Origin of the sequence: Streptococcus mitis (genome assembly GCF_022137125.1) — a bacterium.
GTDB classification, from domain to species: Bacteria; Bacillota; Bacilli; order Lactobacillales; family Streptococcaceae; genus Streptococcus; species Streptococcus mitis_CE.
On record NZ_JAKNEQ010000002.1, the window covers coordinates 153,290 to 174,061 of the forward strand.

The following is a 20,772-nucleotide window of genomic DNA, read 5'->3' on the forward strand; positions in this document are numbered from 1 at the left end:
GGCGCTAAGATTTTAAGAGAAGAGACTGCAAGAAGGGGTAGATTTATGATAAAATAGAAGTCTAAGAAGCGAATGAAGAGAGTAAGATGAAAGAAGCTATAATTGAGTGGAAGGATTTCTCTTTCCAGTATGAAACGCAACAAGAACCAACCTTGCAAGGAGTGGACTTGACCATTTATAAGGGAGAGAAAGTCTTAATTGTTGGGCCATCTGGGTCAGGTAAGTCGACCTTGGGTCAATGTTTGAATGGGATTATTCCCAATATTTACAAGGGTCAGACATCTGGAGAATTTTTGATCAGGGGGCAAGCAGCATTTGATATGAGCATCTACGATAAATCTCATCTGGTCAGTACAGTTTTGCAGGATACTGATGGGCAGTTTATCGGTCTGTCTGTGGCAGAAGATTTGGCTTTTGCTCTAGAAAATGATGTAACAAGTTTAGAAGAGATGAAAAGCCGTGTTCATAAATGGGCTGAAAAGCTGGACCTTCTTTCTTTACTGTCTCAGCGTCCTCAGGATTTGTCAGGTGGACAAAAGCAGCGGGTCAGTCTGGCTGGTGTCTTGATTGATGAGAGTCCGATTCTTTTGTTTGATGAGCCACTTGCCAATCTGGATCCCAAGTCAGGTCAGGATATTATCGAATTGATTGACCAGATTCATAAGGAAGAGGGAACGACGACACTTATTATTGAGCATCGTTTGGAGGATGTTCTGCATCGCCCTGTGGATCGGATTGTCTTGATCAATGATGGTCGTATTCTCTTTAATGGGAGCCCTGACCAGCTACTGGCGACTGATTTATTGACCCAAAATGGAATTCGAGAACCCCTTTATCTAACCACTCTCCGTCAATTGGGTGTGGATTTAGCCAAGGAAGAACAATTAGCAAATCTGGATAACTTGTCTATCTCAAAAGGCCAGATTCAGTTGCGGACGGAACTGGTAAAAGAAACCCCAGAATTGCAGTCACTCTTTAAATTAGAGGATGTGTCTTTTTCTTATGATGATAGACCGATTTTAAAATCCATTTATTTAGATATTAAAAAGGGTGAAAAGATTGCCATTGTCGGAAAAAATGGAGCAGGGAAATCAACTCTAGCCAAGGCCATAAGTAGCTTTATCCAGACGGAAGGCCGCTATCTTTGGGAAGAGCAGGATATAAAAGGAGATTCGGTAGCAGAACGGGCGGAACGAGTAGGCTATGTGCTGCAAAATCCTAATCAAATGATTTCAACCAATATGATTTTTGATGAGGTGGCTCTAGGGCTCCGTTTGCGAGGTGTGAATGAGAAGGAAATTGAAACGAGAGTCTATGAAACCTTGAAAATCTGCGGTCTCTATGAATTCCGTAATTGGCCCATTTCTGCCCTGTCATTTGGTCAGAAAAAACGTGTCACTATTGCATCGATTTTGGTTTTAGGAGCTGAAATTATCCTCCTAGATGAACCGACTGCAGGTCAGGACCAGAAGAACTATACTGAGATTATGGAATTTCTCGAAGAGTTGCATCAAAAAGGGCATACCATTGTCATGATTACTCATGATATGCAATTGATGCTGGATTATTCAGACCGAGCTCTTGTCATGGTGGATGGGGAACTGATTGCCGATACTGATCCAGCTAGTCTTTTGAGCAATCCTGAGCTGTTAGTAAAAGCCAATCTAAAAGAAACTTCAATCTTCAACTTGGCCAAGAAACTAGACGTGGATCCACTTGCTTTAACGGCATTTTATAAAGAAAGGAGAGAAGGATGCAAGCTAAATTAATCGGTTACCAGCATAGAGATACTGTGATTCATCGCTTGTCAGGAGCTGGTAAACTCCTCTTTTTCATCCTTGTATCATTGGCGGCCATGATTAGCTATGATACCAGACTGCTTGTTCTGATTGCTATTTTTTCGGTCTTTCTCCTCTATTTGTCAGAAATCCGCTTTAAAGATGTTTCCTTTGTAGCAGTTTTTGCGACGGTATTTGCTGTTTTAAACGTTTTGATGGTCTATCTCTTTTCTCCCGAGTATGGGGTTGGACTTTACGGAGAGAGAAGTGTGATTTGGCAGGGAATCGGTTCCTACACTCTGACCAGTCAAGAGCTCTTTTATCTGCTAAATCTGGCCATTAAGTACCTTTGCACTATTCCTCTGGCTATTATCTTTTTGATGACAACCCACCCTAGTCAGTTTGCTTCCAGTTTAAATCAAATTGGTGTGCCTTACAAGATTGCCTATTCAGTCAGCCTGACCTTACGCTATATTCCAGATTTGCAGGAAGAATTCTTTACTATCAAGATGTCTCAGGAAGCGCGTGGGATGGAATTATCCAAGAAAGCTTCTCTTATGCAACGAATCAAAGGCAATCTGCGCATTATTACTCCCTTGATTTTTAGCTCGCTAGAACGCATTGATACCATCGCGACCGCCATGGAGCTTCGGCGCTTTGGGAAAGAGAAAAAACGCACTTGGTATAGTTATCAGGCCTTGAAAAAAGGAGATTATCTTACCTTGCTCTTGGCAGCCTTGTTTTTAGTAGCTAGTTTACTACTTATCTTGCAGAATCAGGGACGATTTTACAACCCTTGGAAATAGCTTGAAAAAATTGAAAAAATCAAGTCGTTTCTATTGACAATGATTCTGAAAGTGTTATACTAAGAAAGTAGTTTCGCTGATTTACTTCAAACCTGTTGTGAGGTAAGTTAACGATGCCTTAACCACGCTGTTTGCTGAGCTTGACTCCGGGCAGTGTGGCTATTTTTTTGCAATGGTGAAAGGAAGCAAGTCATGACAAATCACATTGTATTATTTGAACCTCAAATTCCACAAAATACAGGCAATATCGCGCGTACTTGCGCTGCGACCAATTCTCCCCTCCACATCATCAAGCCAATGGGCTTTCCTATCGATGATCGCAAGATGAAGCGGGCGGGGTTGGATTATTGGGATAAGCTAGAGATTTATTTTTACGAGAGTTTGGAGGATTTCATGTCTCAGATGAAGGGCAAACTCTACCTGATTTCTAAATTCGCTGAGAAAGTGTATTCTGATGTGGATTTATCGACTGACGAGGACCATTATTTTCTTTTTGGACGTGAAGACAAGGGTTTACCTGAAGACTTTATGCGCGAACATCCTGAGAAGGCTCTTCGTATTCCTATGAATGATGAACATGTCCGCAGTCTTAATGTGTCTAATACCGTCTGCATGATTGTCTATGAGGCTCTTCGCCAGCAGAACTTTGCAGGTCTTGAGCTTGTTCATACCTATGAAGTGGATAAATTGAAATAAAAAATGAAAATGAAAATGAACAAAATGCTTGCGCTTGCAAGCGTTTTTTGTTATGATAAAAGAGTCTTCAGGGCAGGGTGTGATTCCCGACCGGCGGTAAATTTGACTATCTATTTTAGTTTTCTCGTCGTTGTCTTGTCTCGATATACTTTAAGTATTATCTTCGACTGCGACGCCTAGATAAATCTAAAATATCTTAGCCAAATAAGTCCGCGAGCGCAAGCTGATGTGGTGAGATTCCACAACCGACAGTATAGTCTGGATGGGAGAAGACGAAAGAATAGCTTTGTCTGTTCTGATAGATTTATAGCTAAACTGTAACCGCTTGCTTGAATTTCCTTAATAGAGTGAGAGGGGACTTTTGGGATATAAAAAGTGAGAATAGATAGAGGAATCCTTTCTAACTTCTTCTGATTTTATAGAAAATTGGAGGAACCTGTTATGACAAACACACGTCGACTTTCGACCATTGCGATTTTATCAGCCATCTCATTTGTGCTGATGTACTTTGACTTTCCGCTTTTGCCAGCGGCGTCCTTCCTCAAGATCGAATTTAGTATCTTGCCAGTCCTTGTGGGTCTGGTGGTCATGGATTTGCCTGCTGCTCTAGGAATTCTCTTGCTTCGCTCACTATTGAAATTGCTTCTTAACAGCCAGGGAGTGAATACTTACATTGGCTTGCCAATGAATATCGTAGCTTTAGGAGTTTTTGTCATCGTATTTGCTTTGATTTGGAAAAAGGAACGGACAACCCTTCGTTTCCTACTAGGCTCTCTAGCTGGAACTATTGGTTTAACCGTGGCTATGTTGGTTCTCAACTATGTTTATGCTGTTCCTTTGTATGCTAAGTTTGCTAACTTTGATATTGGAAAAATTTTGGGACTTTCCAACTACCTAATGACCATGGTATTACCTTTTAACTTGATTGAGGGTGTAATCTTTTCCGTTTCATTCTGGTTGTTGTACGTCCTTTTGAAACCAACCTTAAAACACTATGAAAGATAAACAAACATTTTTAATGAAGGGCAGTTTTGCCCTTTTACTTTTCGTTATTCTTGGCTACATGGTCAAATTTTACCCTGAAACGCTGGTCGGTTTTGACCAACCGATACAGACAGCCGTTCGAGGAGACTTGCCAGATTATTTGACTACTCTCTTCCGAGCCATTACACGCCTGATTGATATCCCAGTGATTATCACCTGGGTTGCCATCGCAGCCTTTGTCTTTTATCGTAAAAGATGGAAGATAGAAAGTTTCTTCATGCTGGGAAATCTGGCTTTGGCAGGTCTTTTAATCGTGACCTTTAAAAATATCTACCAGCGCCCACGACCAGCTATATTACACTTGGTAGAGGAGAAGGGATTTTCTTTTCCAAGTGGACATTCTCTGGCTGTAACCTTGATGGTAGGCACTCTGATTGTCGTCCTCAGTCAACGGATGAAAGATCCAGTCTGGAGAAAAATCGTGCAAATCGTGCTAGGTCTCTACCTAGTCAGTGTGTTGGTATCAAGGGTCTATCTGGGAGTTCATTACCCATCAGATGTCCTTGCCAGTCTCTGTGTGGGTTTGGGAGTCCTGTTTATCGAATTTCCCTTTTATGATAAGCTCCGCTTCCAATGGCGATTTAAAGGCAAACAGAAGTGAGTATCAAATTCCCTTGAGGAGAAAGAAATGAAAGTCAACATAAAAGATCTTCATCCAACTCAACTATACTTATCAGAAAAGAAACTGGCAGGAATCCAGACACTTTATCAGTCTGTAGAACTAAACAATGTTGATCCAATTGCTATTCTTGCATTTGGAAATTGCTTGTTGATTACAGATGGGCATCACAGGGCTTATCAGGCTTTATTGGCAGGTCGGGATACGATTTCTGCTGAGTTTGATAGAGACGGCGGTGATGAACTATATCATCTCTATGCGCAAGCTTGTGAGGAAAGAAAGATTTACTCTGTTCTGGATTTAAAAAATCATATCTTACCTCAAGATGAGTATGAAGCAAAATGGTATAACTGGTGTGAGGGTTTTAATCAAGCAACAACTCTCTTATTGAAAAGGAAAGCAGATGAAACAGACCCTACAAATAGATCATGCACTGCGTCTTGTTCCTTATTATAAGGTCAATCATTGTGAGGAAGCTTTGGCTTGGTATCAGGATGTGAACTTGGTTTACCTCGTAGATGGTGTGAAGCGACCTTACAGTCCAGCGACCTTGGAAGCTATGTATTCCTATTTGGATCAGCATGGTGAGCTTTTTTGGATTGAAGTCAAGGACAAGGGAGAATGGTTTCCAATTGGGGATGTTACTCTATCTCAGGATAATCTCCCCATTGTGATTGGGAATCCCGCTTACCAACATCGAGGACTTGGGAAAAAGATTCTAAGTACTTTGATTGAATTGGCTCGAGTAAAAGGATGGAAAGAATTGAAAGTCAAGGAAATCTACACCTACAATCATACTTCTAGGAGGTGTTTCAAGTCGCTTGGATTTGTGGAAGATGGAGTAACAGAAAAAGGAACGAGTTTTATACTGAAATTAGTCTAATCTAACTTGTTTTTTAACTAAAAATCTGATAAACTATGTAGTAATTGAATAGAAATCCGCAAGACTAGTAGCCTAAGGGAAATATATCAGGGAGGAGAGCCGTGACTGAAAGCTCTCTATATGAAAGCTGGGTGAATTCACTTGCCTATGGATTCAGAAATAAAGGTCTGACTTGTCAGATAAAAACGGATGGTACCGCGTGTCAACGCTCCGAGTGGAGTTTTTGGCATGTGGTTTTCTTTTTATCTACGAGAGACTGATGGAGGAATTATGTCAACTATTGAAGAACAATTAAAAGCGCTTCGTGAAGAAACGCTAGCTAGCTTGAAGCAGATTTATGCTGAAAATGAAAAAGAGCTGCAAGAATTGCGCGTCTCTGTCCTTGGTAAAAAAGGTTCCCTTACTGAAATTCTTAAAGGGATGAAGGATGTATCAGCAGAAATGCGCCCTGTTATCGGAAAACACGTCAATGAAGCTCGTGATGTTTTGACAGCTGCATTTGAAGAATCAGCTAAGCTCTTGGAAGAAAAGAAAGTTGAAGCTCAACTAGCAAGTGAGAGCATTGATGTTACGCTTCCAGGTCGTCCAGTTGCGACTGGTCACCGTCACATCCTCACACAAACCAGTGAGGAAATTGAAGACATCTTCATCGGGATGGGTTACCAAGTAGTGGATGGTTTTGAAGTTGAACAAGACTACTATAACTTTGAACGTATGAATCTTCCCAAAGACCACCCAGCTCGCGACATGCAGGACACTTTCTACATCACAGAAGAAATCTTACTCCGTACTCACACGTCTCCAGTGCAGGCGCGTGCTATGGATGCCCATGATTTTTCAAAAGGTCCTTTGAAAATGATCTCACCAGGGCGTGTCTTCCGTCGTGATACGGACGATGCGACCCACAGTCACCAGTTCCACCAAATTGAAGGCTTAGTTGTTGGGAAAAATATCTCTATGGCTGATCTTCAAGGAACCCTTCAGTTGATTGTGCAAAAAATGTTCGGTGAAGAGCGTCAGATCCGTCTGCGTCCATCTTACTTCCCATTCACAGAGCCATCTGTTGAGGTGGATGTTTCTTGCTTCAAGTGTGGTGGAGAAGGCTGTAACGTATGTAAGAAAACTGGTTGGATCGAAATTATGGGTGCCGGTATGGTTCACCCACGTGTCCTTGAAATGAGTGGTATCGATGCGACTGTTTACTCTGGATTTGCCTTTGGTCTTGGACAAGAGCGTGTAGCTATGCTTCGTTACGGAATCAACGATATCCGTGGATTCTACCAAGGAGATGTCCGTTTCTCAGAACAGTTTAAATAATGATTAGAAAAGTAGAAATGGCAGATGTTGAGGTGTTGACTAAAATAGCCAAACAAACCTTTCGTGAAACATTTGCTCATGATAATACGGAAGAGCAGTTACAGGAATACTTTGAAGATGCTTATAGTCTGAGAGTTTTGTCAACTGAGTTGGAAAATCCAGAATCCGAAACCTATTTCATTATGCATGAAGAGGAGATAGCTGGTTTTCTCAAGGTCAACTGGGGAAGTGCTCAGACTGAGAGAGAATTAGAGGATGCTTTTGAAATTCAACGCCTCTATGTGCTACAAAAATTCCAAGGATTTGGATTCGGTAAGCAACTGTTTGAATTCGCTCTTGAACTTGCTACAAAAAATAGTTTTTCCTGGGTTTGGTTAGGTGTTTGGGAGCATAATACAAAAGCTCAAGCGTTTTATAATCGATATGGTTTTGAAAAATTTAGCCAACATTATTTTATGATTGGCCAAAAAGTAGATACGGATTGGTTACTGAAAAAGAAATTAAGGTAAGAAGAGGATTCTTCTATTGAAATGATAGGAAAGGAAAAGAACTAGAGTGATAACTGTCATTCTGGAAAACTAAATTATGCTTGTATCTTATAAATGGTTAAAAGAATTGGTGGACATTGATGTGCCATCACAAGAGTTGGCTGAAAAAATGTCAACTACAGGGATCGAGGTAGAAGGTGTCGAATCACCTGCTGCCGGTCTCTCGAAAATTGTCGTCGGTGAGGTCTTGTCTTGCGAAGATGTGCCAGAAACTCACCTCCATGTTTGTCAGGTTAACGTTGGCGAAGAAGAAGCCCGTCAAATCGTTTGTGGTGCCCCAAATGTGCGTGCTGGCATCAAGGTTATGGTGGCTCTTCCAGGAGCTCGCATCGCTGACAACTACAAAATCAAAAAAGGAAAAATCCGTGGTTTCGAGTCACTTGGGATGATCTGTTCACTTGGTGAACTGGGAATTTCTGACTCAGTTGTACCAAAGGAATTCGCAGATGGCATCCAAATCTTGCCTGAAGACGCCGTTCCAGGTGAGGAAGTCTTCTCATATCTAGACTTGGATGATGAAATCATCGAACTTTCTATCACACCCAACCGTGCGGATGCCCTTTCTATGCGTGGAGTGGCTCACGAAGTGGCAGCTATCTATGATAAGGCAGTCAACTTTAAAGAATTTACTCTTTCAGAAACTGACCAAGCTGCAGCAGATGCTCTTTCTGTGGGCATTGAGACAGACAAGTCGCCTTACTATGCAGCTCGTATCTTGGACAATGTGACTATCGCACCAAGTCCACAATGGTTGCAAAATCTTCTTATGAATGAAGGTATCCGTCCTATTAACAACGTGGTGGACGTGACAAACTACATCCTGCTCTACTTTGGTCAACCAATGCACGCCTTTGACTTGGATACCTTTGAAGGGAGTGATATCCGTGTGCGTGAAGCGCGTGCTGGTGAAAAATTGATGACTTTAGATGGTGAAGAACGTGACTTGGACGTGAATGACTTAGTTATCACTGTCGCAGACAAGCCAGTAGCCCTTGCAGGTGTTATGGGTGGTCAAGCAACAGAAATCTCTGAGAAATCTAGTCGTGTCGTCCTTGAAGCTGCAGTCTTCAACGGAAAATCAATACGTAAGACCAGCGGTCGTCTCAACCTTCGTTCTGAGTCATCTTCTCGCTTTGAAAAAGGTATCAATGTGGCAACTGTTAACGAAGCTCTTGATGCGGCAGCTAGCATGATTGCAGAGCTTGCAGGTGCAACGGTACGTAAAGGTATCGTTTCAGCAGGTGAGCTTGATACCTCTGATGTGGAAGTTTCTTCAACTCTTGCTGATGTTAACCGTGTCCTCGGAACTGATCTTTCTTATGCTGATGTAGAAGACGTCTTCCGTCGTCTTGGCTTTGGCCTTTCTGGAAATGCAGATAGCTTTACAGTCAGCGTACCTCGTCGTCGTTGGGATATCACAATCGAGGCAGACCTCTTTGAAGAAATCGCTCGTATCTATGGTTATGACCGCTTGCCAACCAGCCTTCCAAAAGATGATGGTACAGCTGGTGAATTGACAGCCACACAAAAACTCCGCCGTCAAGTTCGTACCATTGCTGAAGGGGCAGGTTTGACAGAAATCATCACCTACGCTCTGACAACGCCTGAAAAAGCAGTTGAGTTTACGGCTCAACCAAGTAACCTTACTGAACTCATGTGGCCAATGACAGTGGACCGTTCTGTCCTCCGTCAAAATATGATCTCAGGTATTCTTGATACTGTTGCCTACAACGTGGCTCGTAAGAACAAAAACTTGGCCCTTTACGAGATCGGAAAAGTCTTTGAACAAACAGGCAATCCAAAAGAAGAACTTCCAAATGAGATTAATAGCTTTGCCTTTGCCTTGACAGGCTTGGTTGCTGAAAAAGATTTCCAAACAGCAGCAGTTCCAGTTGATTTCTTCTATGCTAAAGGAATCCTTGAGGCCCTCTTTGCTCGTTTGGGCCTCCAAGTAACCTATACGGCAACATCTGAAATCGCTAGCCTCCACCCAGGACGTACAGCTATGATTTTACTCGGTGACCAAGTTCTTGGTTTCCTTGGCCAAGTGCATCCAGTCACTGCTAAGGCTTACGATATTCCAGAAACGTATGTAGCTGAGCTCAACCTTTCAGCAATCGAAGTGGTCCTTCAACCTGCTACTCCATTTGTGGAAATCACCAAATTCCCAGCAGTTAGCCGTGACGTTGCCCTTCTCCTTAAGGCAGAAGTGACTCACCAAGAAGTTGTGGACGCTATCCAAGCTGCCGGCGTGAAACGTTTGACAGATATCAAACTCTTTGACGTCTTCTCAGGTGAAAAATTGGGACTTGGTATGAAGTCAATGGCCTATAGCTTGACCTTCCAAAATCCAGAAGACAGCTTAACGGACGAAGAAGTCGCACGCTACATGGAAAAAATCCAAGCGTCTCTTGAAGAAAAAGTCAATGCAGAAATGCGTTAACTTATCAATCCATCCTTCGGGGTGGATTTTTGCTTTTCAAATAACAATTCAGGATCAAAAATAGACAGTTGAGGAACAGAGAAGATAAATTGGAGTTTACCAGTGTATAATGTATTCATAACTCAAAGTACCCTAAGATTTTTTACTAAAATGAGGATGATAAAATGGACAAAAATCATTGTAAAGGCTATCAAAAAGGAGTATAATGAGTGCAAGACATTTCGGAGGTGAAAGATGCTAGAAGTAAGAAGTCTAGAGAAAAGTTTTGGACCCAAGCAAGTTTTGTTTGGTATTGACTTTCAAGCGCGACCAGGTCGTATTTTGGGATTAGTCGGGAAAAACGGTGCTGGGAAAACAACGATTTTCCACAGTATTTTGAAGTTTTTAGAATATCAAGGAGAAATTAGTCTGGATGGTCAGGATATTCGTCAGGAGACCTACGCTCGGATTGGCTATCTACCTGAAGAACGCAGTCTCATGCCTAAATTGACAGTCCTTGAACAAGTTCGTTATTTGGCGACTCTAAAGGGCATGGATGCTAAGGAAATCAAGGAAAAACTCCCTCAATGGATGAAGAGGTTGGAAGTGAAAGGGAAGCTGACAGATAAAATCAAGAGTCTGTCAAAAGGAAATCAACAGAAGATTCAGCTCATCATTACTCTGATTCATGAACCAGACTTGATTATCTTGGATGAGCCTTTCAGTGGATTGGACCCAGTCAATACAGAATTGCTCAAGCAAGTCATTTTTCAAGAAAAAGAACGTGGGGCAACCATTATCTTTTCTGATCATGTCATGACCAATGTCGAGGAACTTTGTGATGATATTTTGATGATTCGAGATGGTCGTGTGGTCTTGCATGGACCAGTTCAGGATGTCCGCAACCAATACGGGAAAACGCGTCTCTTTGTTTCAAGTGAACGAAGCAAGGAAGAATTGGAAAAACTTCCTCATGTCAAACAGGTGAGCTTGACCAAGCAAGGCAGTTGGAAATTGATCTTAGAGGATGAGAGTGCTGGAAGGGAACTTTTCCCAATCTTGACTCAAGGGCAATATATCGCAACCTTTGACCAGCAAGCGCCAACAATCGATGAAATCTTTAAACTAGAATCAGGGGTGGAAGTATGAGAAATATGTGGGTTGTAATCAAGGAAACCTATCTTCGACATGTCAAATCGTGGAGTTTCTTCTTTATGGTGATTTCGCCGTTCCTCTTTTTAGCCTTATCTGTAGGAATTGGTTATCTCCAAGGGTCTTCTATGGCCAAGAATAGTAAGATAGCAGTAGTAACAACTGTGCCATCTGTGGAAGATGGGCTCAAGGGTAGCAATGGTCTCAATTTTGATTATCAGGATGAAGCCAGTGCCCAAGCTGCTATCAAAGATGAGAAAATCAAGGGATACCTAACCATTGACCAAGAGGACAGTGTCCTCAAGGCCGTCTATCATGGTGAAACTTCTCTTGAAACAGGCATCAAGCTAGCAGTAACCAATAAGCTCAACGAACTGCAATACCAACTCAATCGTTCGGCAGCCAATTTGTCACAAGAACAGGAAAAACGCTTGGAACAAACAGTTAACTTTACGGAGAAAATTGATGAATCCAAGGAAAATAAAAAAATGATTCAAACCTTTGCGGCCGCAGGGCTTGGTTTCTTCCTTTATATGATTTTGATTACCTATGCTAGTGTCACTGCTCAGGAAGTGGCTAGCGAGAAAGGAACCAAAATTATGGAGGTGGTCTTCTCTAGTATCCGAGCTAGTCATTATTTCTACGCTCGCATGCTGGCTCTGTTTCTTGTGATTTTGACCCATATTGGCATTTACGTCGTGGGTGGACTTGCTGCCATTCTTCTCTTTAAGGACCTACCAATCTTGGCACAATCTGGTATTTTAAACCATATAGGAGAGGCTTTCTCGCTCAACACCTTATTGTTTGTCTTGGTTAGCCTCTTTATGTACGTTGTTTTAGCAGCCTTCCTAGGATCTATGGTTTCTCGCCCTGAGGATGCAGGAAAAGCCTTGTCGCCATTGATGATCTTGATTATAGCAGGCTTTATGGGTGTAACAGCCTTGGGCGCTGCAGGAGACAATTTGATTTTGAAAATTGGGTCTTATATTCCCTTTATTTCGACTTTCTTCATGCCGTTTAGAGCTATTAATGGTTATGCAAATGGGTTAGAAGCTTGGATTTCGCTTGCTATTACGATTGCTTTTGCAGTAACGGCAACAGTCTTTATCGGACGTATGTATGCTAGTCTCGTTCTGCAAACAGATGATTTAGGTCCTTGGAAAACCTTTAAACGTGCCTTATCTTATAAATAGAAGAGCCTCGCGAAAGCGAGGTTTTTAGAGATAAAAAGAGTGGAATTCAGAAAAATATTTTTCATATCTATTGACTTTTAGGGGTGAAATTTGGTATTATAGTAGGCGGTATTGTTTACCCCATTTGTAAGGCCCCGGAACCTTTCAAATAACTTGCGGACCGGAACATCCGCCCTGTAAACAAAAACGACATTCATATAGGAGAAATCATGAACAAAACTACATTCATGGCTAAACCAGGCCAAGTAGAACGCAAATGGTACGTTGTTGACGCAACTGATGTACCTCTTGGACGCCTTTCTGCAGTAGTTGCTAGCGTACTTCGCGGAAAAAACAAACCAACATTTACACCACACACTGATACAGGTGACTTTGTGATTGTTATCAATGCTGAAAAAGTTAAATTGACTGGTAAAAAAGCAACTGATAAAATCTATTACACTCACTCAAACCACCCAGGTGGATTGAAACAAATCTCTGCAGGTGAACTTCGTTCTAAAAATGCAGTACGTTTGATCGAGAAATCAGTTAAAGGTATGCTTCCACACAATACTCTTGGACGCGCTCAAGGTATGAAGTTGAAAGTATTTGTTGGAGCTGAGCACACTCACGCTGCACAACAACCAGAAGTTCTTGATATTTCAGGACTTATCTAAGGAAAGGAACAATAAAGTATGTCACAAGCACAATATGCAGGTACTGGACGTCGTAAAAACGCTGTTGCACGCGTTCGCCTTGTTCCAGGAACTGGTAAAATCACTGTTAACAAAAAAGATGTTGAAGAGTACATCCCACACGCTGACCTTCGTCTTGTAATCAACCAACCATTCGCAGTTACTTCAACTGCAGGTTCATACGACGTTTTCGTTAACGTTGTAGGTGGTGGATACGCAGGTCAATCAGGAGCTATCCGTCACGGTATCGCTCGTGCCCTTCTTCAAGTAGACCCAGACTTCCGCGATTCATTGAAACGCGCAGGACTTCTTACACGTGACTCACGTAAAGTTGAACGTAAAAAACCAGGTCTTAAGAAAGCTCGTAAAGCATCACAATTCTCAAAACGTTAATCAATACGATTATATCAACGTTTCAAAGCACTTTGCAAAGATTTTGCAAAGTGCTTTTTTGTCGATTTTTGAGCTAGAATAGCTTTGTGATAACCTTCTGATAACCTCTTCAAAATTTTAAAAATCATAATTCTATTTTGCTTTATTGAGATAATCTGCAAATTTGTCAATAGAGTTTTTCTCCCCAGTTTTTGTGGTGTGAGTATAGACATCTAATGTCATCTGACTGCTTGCATGACCGAGACGTTTTGATGTATTAGAAGGATCGATTCCAATTTCAGACATAAGTGTTGCATGTGTATGTCTAAACCCATGTGGGCTAATTGGTTTTAATTTATGCTTTTTAATAATTCGATTCAGTACGTTATTAATGTAATCAGCATGCAAAGGTTCAATTTTGTCATTACTTGATATGTAAGAGAACATATATTCGTTACTAATATTCAGCTTTGTAAGAGGAAACTGAGATTGTTCTTTCAGATAGAAATTTCTCCATTGCTTAATAATATCGATTGTCTCATCATCAAGATAGATTGTACGAACTGAAGATTCATTCTTTGTACTCTTTTCAATCGCTTTACCGTCAATTCTTCCTAGACTTTTATCTATGTTCAATAGATTACTGTCAAAGTTAATATCAACCCATTTTAAAGCGTATAACTCCCCTTTTCGTAGTCCACTAAATGCCAGCAGTCTAAATAAAGCAAAATGTTTAAATGGCTCAGTTTCTTTCACTATATCAAGAAAATGATGTAATTCCTCCAGAGACCAAAAATTATCTGATCTAGTTTTTTTGATTTTAGGCATGATAACATTCTTCATTGGATTTCGATCAATGTAGTTCATGTTGATTGCAAAATCAAAAATTTTTGAGGTATAGGATTTTATCTGTTTGATATTTTTGAAAGTCTGAGATTTTTGTGTAATAAAGTTTTGACAGTCTAAAGGACTGATTTGGTCAATAAATTTATCGCCAAATATTGGTAGAATATGTATTCGATAGATATTCTTAGTTTGGGAAGAAGTTGTTTCTTCAACGGTACCAACATATGCCTTAAACCATTCTTGATAAAGTTCTTTATAAGTGACTTTGGGATTATGTTTGTCGGCATTTACTGTAGGGGCGACGACACCAGCTTCTAAACGAGCTTCGTACAATTTTGCCTCTTTTTTGGTTTTGAATCCTCTCTTTAAGTGCCTTTTTTTCTTTCCATAAGCATCTAAGCCAATGTAAAAGCTGACATAGTAAAGGATTCCTTTTTTTGTTTTGTATTTGTGTATAGACATTTTTTCTCCGTATCTAAGTTTTCGGAGCTTATGTAATCGAGAAATGAGTGTCTATCTATTTTTTCTATCTTCTTGGCGGATAGCGTATTCGTCTGTTTTAATCCAGCTCTGCCAAACTTTAGAATCTTTATTTTGATGATTCATATAGTCTATAAACTCAGACATAAAACGTTTGTTTTTCTCAGCTAGGTATTCTGAGAATATATGACGAAATTCATCTGAAAAACTATCATCAAGTGGTAGTGTTAATGATCTTTCACCAAATTCGATACTTTTCTTTAATTTCTCCATATCGCTTTTAAAAGGTGTTACAGAACCAATTTTAGATGTTTTGAAACTATCTGTAACAATTTTAAGATTTGATGGAGCGTGTGGGTTGCTATCAAGTCCCATAATGTAAGCGACGGAAACATTAAAGTATTTTGCCAATTTTTCAGCATTATCTTTTTTAGGTTTGCGGATTCCTTGATTGTATCCAGAAAGTGTAGGATAGGCTATATTTGTAGCTTCGCTAATTTCTGTCAATTTTTTTCCGCTATTTTCTATCAGTTTAGTAATATGATTCGTCATAAGAACCTCCTTTTTATCATTATAACACATTTTATTCTTTTTGAATAAAAAAGCTTGGCAAAAATTCAAAAAGGATATATAATTCAAAATGAATAACAAATTAAATGGTTTCGGAGCTTATTTAATTTAGAAATGAGGTGTGAATTTATGTCGGAAACTACTTTAGTTGTCCAGCTTCCTAAAGAATTAGAGAAGCAATTACGTGCTCACTATGATGAGATGATTTCAAATGCTGTAGCAAGAGTATTTGAAGATAAAGAACTTTATAAACCTATGGTTCGTATGTCAGGTTTGTCTAGGTGGTTAGATGTATCTACGACAACAATCCAAAAATGGACGAAAGAAGGAATGCCAACCATGGTGATTGATGGAGTGACTTTATACGATAAAAGAGCAGTAACACGATGGTTGAAGCAATATGAAAGATAGGTACTCGTATGAATGGTGTTCAGTGGATCAAGATAACAACAGATATATTTGATGATGAAAAAATTCAGCTAATAGAATCAATGCCAGAAGGAGATACTCTTATTGTAATATGGTTTAAAATTCTGGTGCTTGCAGGAAAGCAAAATAATAGTGGCATATTAAGTCTAGGGAACAAGGTTTATTACACAGAAGAGATGCTTTCAACAGTGTTTAGGCGAAAGGCTACATCTGTAAAATTAGCTCTCAGCATGTTTGAAGAATTTGGCATGATAGAAATCATAGATGGCGCTATTACCATTCCAAAATGGGAGAAACATCAGAATATAGATGGACTAGAAAAGATTAGAAAACAAACTAGGGAACGTGTTGCTCGTCATAGACAAAACAAAAAGCACTAATTACAGGCGAGCCACAACTCGTTTTAGACTGTAACGTTACAGTAACGGATGAAAATGATAATGTAACGCAAGAGATTAAGAACAAGAGTAAGAATAAGAATAAGAAAGAGATTGAGAATATACTGGATAATAGTTCTAGAAAGCCTGAAACTTATATTCCACCCAAATATTATTCTTTGTTAGAATCCATTTCTTATAAGTACAATGATAGATTTTTGTATCCTAACAATTACACTTTAACACATGCTCAGAAGATGAAGATAGGCGAGTATTTGGCTAGTGGGTATGTAACTAGTGATGAAGTCATTAGCATGATTGAACGGATTCCTGAGGATGCGACGTCTCCTTTGGCGTATTTATTTAAGTCTATGGAGAATTTAAAGCAGGAACGTATGCTGGAGTGCAAAGCTATTGCCCATGAAAATGCCCGAAAGAAGTATATGATAAATGAGTAGATATAGGACTGTTCTAAAGAAATGTTACATCACTGAGGAGCAAAATGAAATAGTGAATAACTTGATTGAAATGACAAATCATCTAAGTTTTTCCTCTTATGCCAGAAAAATGTTATTTAAGAGCTCGCCTATTTATCTTCAATTTGATTTTGAATCTTATCATGACTTTATATTTCAAGTTAGAAGAATTATCAATAACTTACGTCAGTTAGAAAGAATAGCAGAACAAAGTGAGGATTTGGATAATGTAAGGATATTTCACTACTGCGTTGAGCTGATGATAGAATATGAAAAGAAGACAAGTAAACAAGTGAAAGAACTTGTAAAACGACTAAATAAGAAAACGAGGTGATAGGACCATGAGAATAAAATCTGTGTTGAAACAGGTGTTTTTGACGGAAGAAGAAAATAAAAAATTAAATGATTGTATGAGGAAGGAAAATATTCGTAATTTTTCTGAGTTTGCTAGACAAAAATTAATACGAACAGATTTGAACATCCAAAAAGTCTCTTTTGAAGGTTTAGTTCCTTTAACAGAAGAGTTGGAACAAGTCGGAAAGAATATCAATTCTATAGCCCGTCTTGCAACTGTAGTTGGGAGAATAAGCTATGAAAACAAAATGGATATGTCTATTTTGATGCAAAAAATAGTTGATGTGATGGAGGAAAAAGATGTTTATTTTCAAAAGTAATATGGATAAGGATTTTGATCAGATATGCGAATACATATTGAAATTAAAGCGAGCAGAATTATTTCTTCATGGGATTAAACAACAAGATAAAACGAAGGCTCGTTTGTATCATGCGATGCTGGAATACTACGATGCTAACCATAAAAAAGAAAGACATATGAGAATTTTAAAATAAGGAAACGCTGTTAAAATTTTTGCAGCGTTTTTTATATATCTTCTTAAAATATTTGTACACACAAATGACAGTCAAATTGATTTTTGGGATTATTTTATCGAGAAGGAAAGATTTATCATAATATGACTTTGCGAGCTCAGAGTCTGTATACACACACTCCCAAAACCATCCCAAAATTTGTATACACAAAGTGTATGTACTTTTTGGGATGATTTGAATTTTGGGGAATCCCCAAACCCATTTTTTAAGAGTTGGAGAGTTATATAAGTCTTATTTATAGTTTAATTTACAATGAGAATATGCACAAAGATTTTTTGTTACAAGTAACAACGTATAGACATTGTTTATTAATCGTAATTTATTGAGAATAGTGATAGAATGATACTGTACTAAATTATTTTAAGAATAGGTAATTGTATGAAAGAAGAGTTTGTAACGAAAAAAATTATTCAAGATCTTGTTAGCAACGGATTTGAAATTAAAGCATTTGATTATCCTCAGTCAGGAACTGGTGTGTTATTGTCACCTGAACATAGGAATTTTCCAAAATTAAACTTAGATATAATTGCGCTGCGGGATAAAGATTTATGGATTTTTGAAAATAAGGATAGATACTATCCAAAAGATTTTGAAAAATTAGATTTTTTGAAGAAGAATTTGAATGAGTATGAAAAATCTTTTAAAATTAAATTGGATTTGAATTTGAACGTCCTAGAATTAAAGACATTTATTGGAATACCAAAAGAAGAAAAGATAAAAATTAAAGATAACTATAAAAAATTAGTAGATGATGTATGGGGGGTATAAATGATTTCCAAAGAAAAAGTTAAAAGTTTTACTGAAAAGAGTAGTTATTACTGGGATAAAGATCCTAAATTAAATAAAAAAAGTAATAGAGAAGCACAAGAGAAATATACTTTAGTTGATATTTGTTGTGGTGCAGGAGGCTTATCAAAAGGGTTGACTGATACAGGGATGATTACACCTATTTTAGGTGTTGATATTTTTACTGAAGCTTTAAAAACATACGAGTTAAATAATCCCTATACCTCCACTATCTTAGGAGATGTAAGAAAAATTACGAATGAGTTATACGGTGAAGCAATAGATAATCTTAACGTTGATATAGTTGCTGCAGGAGTTCCTTGCCAAGGATTTTCGTTAGCTAATTTAAAAAGGAATGTAGAGGATGAGAGAAATTTCCTATTTCTAGAAGTTATCAGATTTATAAATTTGTATAATCCCAAAGTTGTAATAATTGAGAATGTATCAGGAATGAGATCGTTAGGAAATGGAGAATTTGAAATTGCTATAGCTGAAGCACTAGCTTCTTCGGGTAATTTAGGATACAAGGTAAAAAGAGAATTACTTAATGCAGCTGATTATGGTGTTCCACAAATTAGAAAAAGATTAATTTTTGTTGGAATAAGGAATGATATAGAGAATGAATTTCAATTTCCAGAACCTTTGTTTGGAACATTAGAAAATCCTCATAGAACTATTCGTGATGCCATAAGTGACTTGCCTAAATTAGGGAATGATGAGGAGATTACATGTTATGAGAAACCAGCTCAAAATAAATATCAAAGACAAATGAGAGCTAATGTGGCTAATAATTCTCTGAAAAATCATAAGTCCCCTAAACATCCTGAGAGTACAATTGATAGAATAAAGAGAACAATACCTGGTAAACCTATGTATGAAAAGTATAAACAAAGAATTAGATTGTCTTGGGATATCCAAAGTCCAACACAATTAGCCGGTGGAATTAGACCACAGTTTCAATTTGGTCACCCCGATCAAAATAGGGGGTTATCGGTAAGAGAAAGAGCCAGAATTCAAAGCTTCCCAGATGACTTTGTTTTTGTGGGAGGAGTTGTTCAAGGAAGAGTTCAAACTGGTAATGCTGTACCACCATTGTTAGCTTATAATATTGCTAAGGGAATAATAAAAATTTTAGGAGAAAAAAATGGATAAATTTGTTTTATGGGGGAGTACAGACGGTTTTTCTAAATTTATATATAATAATACTTTACTTAGACATGAGAATGTATCTTTTAAGGATTTACCAGAAAGTGATGCGAGCAAACCAAAATCTTTTCATAAGCTACCAACACATATAAAAAATATTCAATATCTTGATTCTCCAGATTTAATTATTGATTTGAACGGGGAACCGATTTTATCGATAGAAATATCTAGGGAAGCTGGTACAGGACATAATGTTTTTCAACGATTTGCAAGGCTTGCTGCAGCAGTTGAGAATAGAGTGCCTACCATTTATATATACCCAGAGGCTACATTAGTTTATAGAAAGAAGCATTCATCTTCAAATTGGGATGAAATTAATCCTCTAATATTCTTTGCGTTAGAAAAATTATCTAATATTTTTCCAGAGGCACCAGCTTTGTTATATTACTATCCTAGTTATTATAGTACTAATCCGACTTCACCCGATATAAATAATGCTAATAAAGGATTAAGAACAAATTCAGATGTTCCTGTTATTGATAATGAGATGGATGAAATGTTTCAATGTGTAAATGAGATTATTCAATTTTTTCAAAATAAGAAGAAGGGAACTTTAATTTCTCAAAATCATGTAAGTAATAGAAAACTATTCATGCAAAAGGAGTATCATAATAAAATACATACTAGGAAATCTTTAAGAACTCCTTTATCTCCGATATCATCTACTATAACGGTTCCATCTAGTGCTGTAATTGACTATATATCCAGAGTTAAAGAAGGAGTTCCAATACAGTCAGAAGGGATGTACTTTGATAATACTATTTGGTCCGAACGGACAGAAACAATAATATATAAAGTTAATGCTCAATTTAGAGGGGATTCTTACCCGGGATGTTTAGCAGCATTAGATTATATGCTAACAAGGACAGGAAAAACATATGAAGATAGAAAAGCAAATCTTGTTTTAGCTTGGGGCGAAGTTATATATAATGAAGTTACTCAGAGACTAGATATTCTTCCTTCAAAAGGACAAACAATTAAAACTCTATTTGAAAAGGTGAAGAACAATGATTTAAAGCAAGATATTTTGACAAAGCAGTACGATGAAATTCCGTTTGAACAATTACCAAGGTATTTTATGCAGCTTAGATTTGGCTCTACGTATAGTAAACCTAAGGAAATTAGAGTTTATAGTTATTTTTCTGATGCGTTGCTATTTCCTGATGGGGCATTATGGAGAGAGGGCTAGATAGTATTTTTATGATAAAGG

General features: G+C 38.4%; 22 protein-coding genes, 1 pseudogene and 1 riboswitch. Of the genes and pseudogenes, 21 read left to right on the forward strand and 2 right to left on the reverse strand.

What is annotated here, in order from left to right; translation table 11 throughout:
* Nucleotides 1–86 precede the first annotated feature (86 nt).
* The 14 genes from L0P31_RS02710 (at nt 87) to rpsI (ending at nt 13,525) form a co-directional block, all read left to right on the forward strand.
* Nucleotides 87–1,769 (forward strand): ABC transporter ATP-binding protein, encoded by a 1,683-nt coding sequence (locus L0P31_RS02710; protein ID WP_238095630.1) that lies wholly within the window; start codon nt 87–89, stop codon nt 1,767–1,769.
* Nucleotides 1,754–2,584, forward strand: a complete 831-nt coding sequence (locus L0P31_RS02715; RefSeq protein ID WP_084930408.1) for an energy-coupling factor transporter transmembrane component T family protein — start codon at nt 1,754–1,756, stop codon at nt 2,582–2,584. The genes L0P31_RS02710 and L0P31_RS02715 overlap by 16 nt, the downstream gene beginning before the upstream one ends.
* Before the next feature lie 192 nt (nt 2,585–2,776).
* Nucleotides 2,777–3,280, forward strand: a complete 504-nt coding sequence (locus L0P31_RS02720) for a tRNA (cytidine(34)-2'-O)-methyltransferase (protein ID WP_000181382.1) — start codon at nt 2,777–2,779, stop codon at nt 3,278–3,280.
* A gap of 59 nt (nt 3,281–3,339) precedes the next feature.
* Nucleotides 3,340–3,558: riboswitch (FMN riboswitch) on the forward strand.
* Nucleotides 3,559–3,721: 163 nt separating this feature from the next.
* The gene (locus L0P31_RS02725; protein ID WP_000185823.1) at nt 3,722–4,285 is read left to right on the forward strand and encodes an ECF transporter S component; all 564 of its coding nucleotides are present in this window, start codon (nt 3,722–3,724) and stop codon (nt 4,283–4,285) included.
* A complete protein-coding gene (locus L0P31_RS02730; RefSeq protein ID WP_238095632.1) occupies nt 4,275–4,925 on the forward strand; it encodes a phosphatase PAP2 family protein in 651 nt (216 codons plus the stop codon). The genes L0P31_RS02725 and L0P31_RS02730 overlap by 11 nt, the downstream gene beginning before the upstream one ends.
* A gap of 27 nt (nt 4,926–4,952) precedes the next feature.
* Nucleotides 4,953–5,399, forward strand: a complete 447-nt coding sequence (locus L0P31_RS02735; RefSeq protein WP_049516154.1) for a ParB N-terminal domain-containing protein — start codon at nt 4,953–4,955, stop codon at nt 5,397–5,399.
* The gene (locus tag L0P31_RS02740) at nt 5,377–5,826 is read left to right on the forward strand and encodes a GNAT family N-acetyltransferase (protein WP_238095809.1); all 450 of its coding nucleotides are present in this window, start codon (nt 5,377–5,379) and stop codon (nt 5,824–5,826) included. Before L0P31_RS02735 ends, L0P31_RS02740 begins: the two co-directional genes overlap by 23 nt.
* 270 nt (nt 5,827–6,096) lie before the next feature.
* On the forward strand, nt 6,097–7,143 hold the full coding sequence (gene pheS, locus L0P31_RS02745) for a phenylalanine--tRNA ligase subunit alpha (RefSeq protein ID WP_084948109.1): 1,047 nt from the start codon (nt 6,097–6,099) through the stop codon (nt 7,141–7,143).
* Nucleotides 7,143–7,652, forward strand: coding sequence for a GNAT family N-acetyltransferase (locus tag L0P31_RS02750; protein WP_238095634.1), 510 nt, complete (start codon nt 7,143–7,145; stop codon nt 7,650–7,652). Before pheS ends, L0P31_RS02750 begins: the two co-directional genes overlap by 1 nt.
* Nucleotides 7,653–7,728: 76 nt before the next feature.
* Nucleotides 7,729–10,134, forward strand: coding sequence for a phenylalanine--tRNA ligase subunit beta (gene pheT / locus L0P31_RS02755; protein ID WP_238095636.1), 2,406 nt, complete (start codon nt 7,729–7,731; stop codon nt 10,132–10,134).
* A 234-nt stretch (nt 10,135–10,368) separates the two neighbouring features.
* A complete protein-coding gene (locus tag L0P31_RS02760) occupies nt 10,369–11,262 on the forward strand; it encodes an ABC transporter ATP-binding protein (RefSeq protein WP_000895279.1) in 894 nt (297 codons plus the stop codon).
* Complete coding sequence (locus tag L0P31_RS02765; protein ID WP_238095638.1) at nt 11,259–12,458, forward strand: ABC transporter permease; 1,200 nt, start codon at nt 11,259–11,261, stop codon at nt 12,456–12,458. Before L0P31_RS02760 ends, L0P31_RS02765 begins: the two co-directional genes overlap by 4 nt.
* A 209-nt stretch (nt 12,459–12,667) precedes the next feature.
* On the forward strand, nt 12,668–13,114 hold the full coding sequence (gene rplM, locus L0P31_RS02770) for a 50S ribosomal protein L13 (protein WP_001044624.1): 447 nt from the start codon (nt 12,668–12,670) through the stop codon (nt 13,112–13,114).
* Nucleotides 13,115–13,132: 18 nt separating this feature from the next.
* Complete coding sequence (rpsI, locus tag L0P31_RS02775; protein ID WP_000075964.1) at nt 13,133–13,525, forward strand: 30S ribosomal protein S9; 393 nt, start codon at nt 13,133–13,135, stop codon at nt 13,523–13,525.
* 132 nt (nt 13,526–13,657) lie between these two features.
* Here the strand turns inward: rpsI and L0P31_RS02780 are convergent, their stop codons facing one another.
* Together L0P31_RS02780 and L0P31_RS02785 are read right to left on the reverse strand one after the other, a co-directional pair.
* Complete coding sequence (locus L0P31_RS02780) at nt 13,658–14,812, reverse strand: site-specific integrase (RefSeq protein ID WP_238095640.1); 1,155 nt, start codon at nt 14,810–14,812, stop codon at nt 13,658–13,660.
* 51 nt (nt 14,813–14,863) lie between these two features.
* The gene (locus L0P31_RS02785; RefSeq protein ID WP_223336354.1) at nt 14,864–15,382 is read right to left on the reverse strand and encodes a helix-turn-helix domain-containing protein; all 519 of its coding nucleotides are present in this window, start codon (nt 15,380–15,382) and stop codon (nt 14,864–14,866) included.
* A gap of 147 nt (nt 15,383–15,529) precedes the next feature.
* Between L0P31_RS02785 and L0P31_RS02790 the strand changes: the two genes are divergently transcribed.
* The 7 genes and pseudogenes from L0P31_RS02790 (at nt 15,530) to L0P31_RS02825 (ending at nt 20,751) form a co-directional block, all read left to right on the forward strand.
* A complete protein-coding gene (locus L0P31_RS02790; protein WP_000005472.1) occupies nt 15,530–15,811 on the forward strand; it encodes a hypothetical protein in 282 nt (93 codons plus the stop codon).
* An 8-nt stretch (nt 15,812–15,819) separates the two neighbouring features.
* A pseudogene (locus L0P31_RS02795) lies at nt 15,820–16,664 on the forward strand (phage replisome organizer N-terminal domain-containing protein).
* A 359-nt stretch (nt 16,665–17,023) separates the two neighbouring features.
* A complete protein-coding gene (locus tag L0P31_RS02805; protein ID WP_001220782.1) occupies nt 17,024–17,356 on the forward strand; it encodes a hypothetical protein in 333 nt (110 codons plus the stop codon).
* Entirely contained in the window at nt 17,337–17,531 is a 195-nt protein-coding gene (locus tag L0P31_RS02810; protein ID WP_000469564.1) for a hypothetical protein, read from the forward strand. The genes L0P31_RS02805 and L0P31_RS02810 overlap by 20 nt, the downstream gene beginning before the upstream one ends.
* A 417-nt stretch (nt 17,532–17,948) precedes the next feature.
* A complete protein-coding gene (locus L0P31_RS02815) occupies nt 17,949–18,338 on the forward strand; it encodes a hypothetical protein (RefSeq protein ID WP_153210137.1) in 390 nt (129 codons plus the stop codon).
* A complete protein-coding gene (locus L0P31_RS02820) occupies nt 18,339–19,508 on the forward strand; it encodes a DNA cytosine methyltransferase (RefSeq protein ID WP_153210136.1) in 1,170 nt (389 codons plus the stop codon).
* Nucleotides 19,501–20,751, forward strand: coding sequence for a hypothetical protein (locus tag L0P31_RS02825; protein WP_238095642.1), 1,251 nt, complete (start codon nt 19,501–19,503; stop codon nt 20,749–20,751). Before L0P31_RS02820 ends, L0P31_RS02825 begins: the two co-directional genes overlap by 8 nt.
* Nucleotides 20,752–20,772 lie beyond the last annotated feature (21 nt).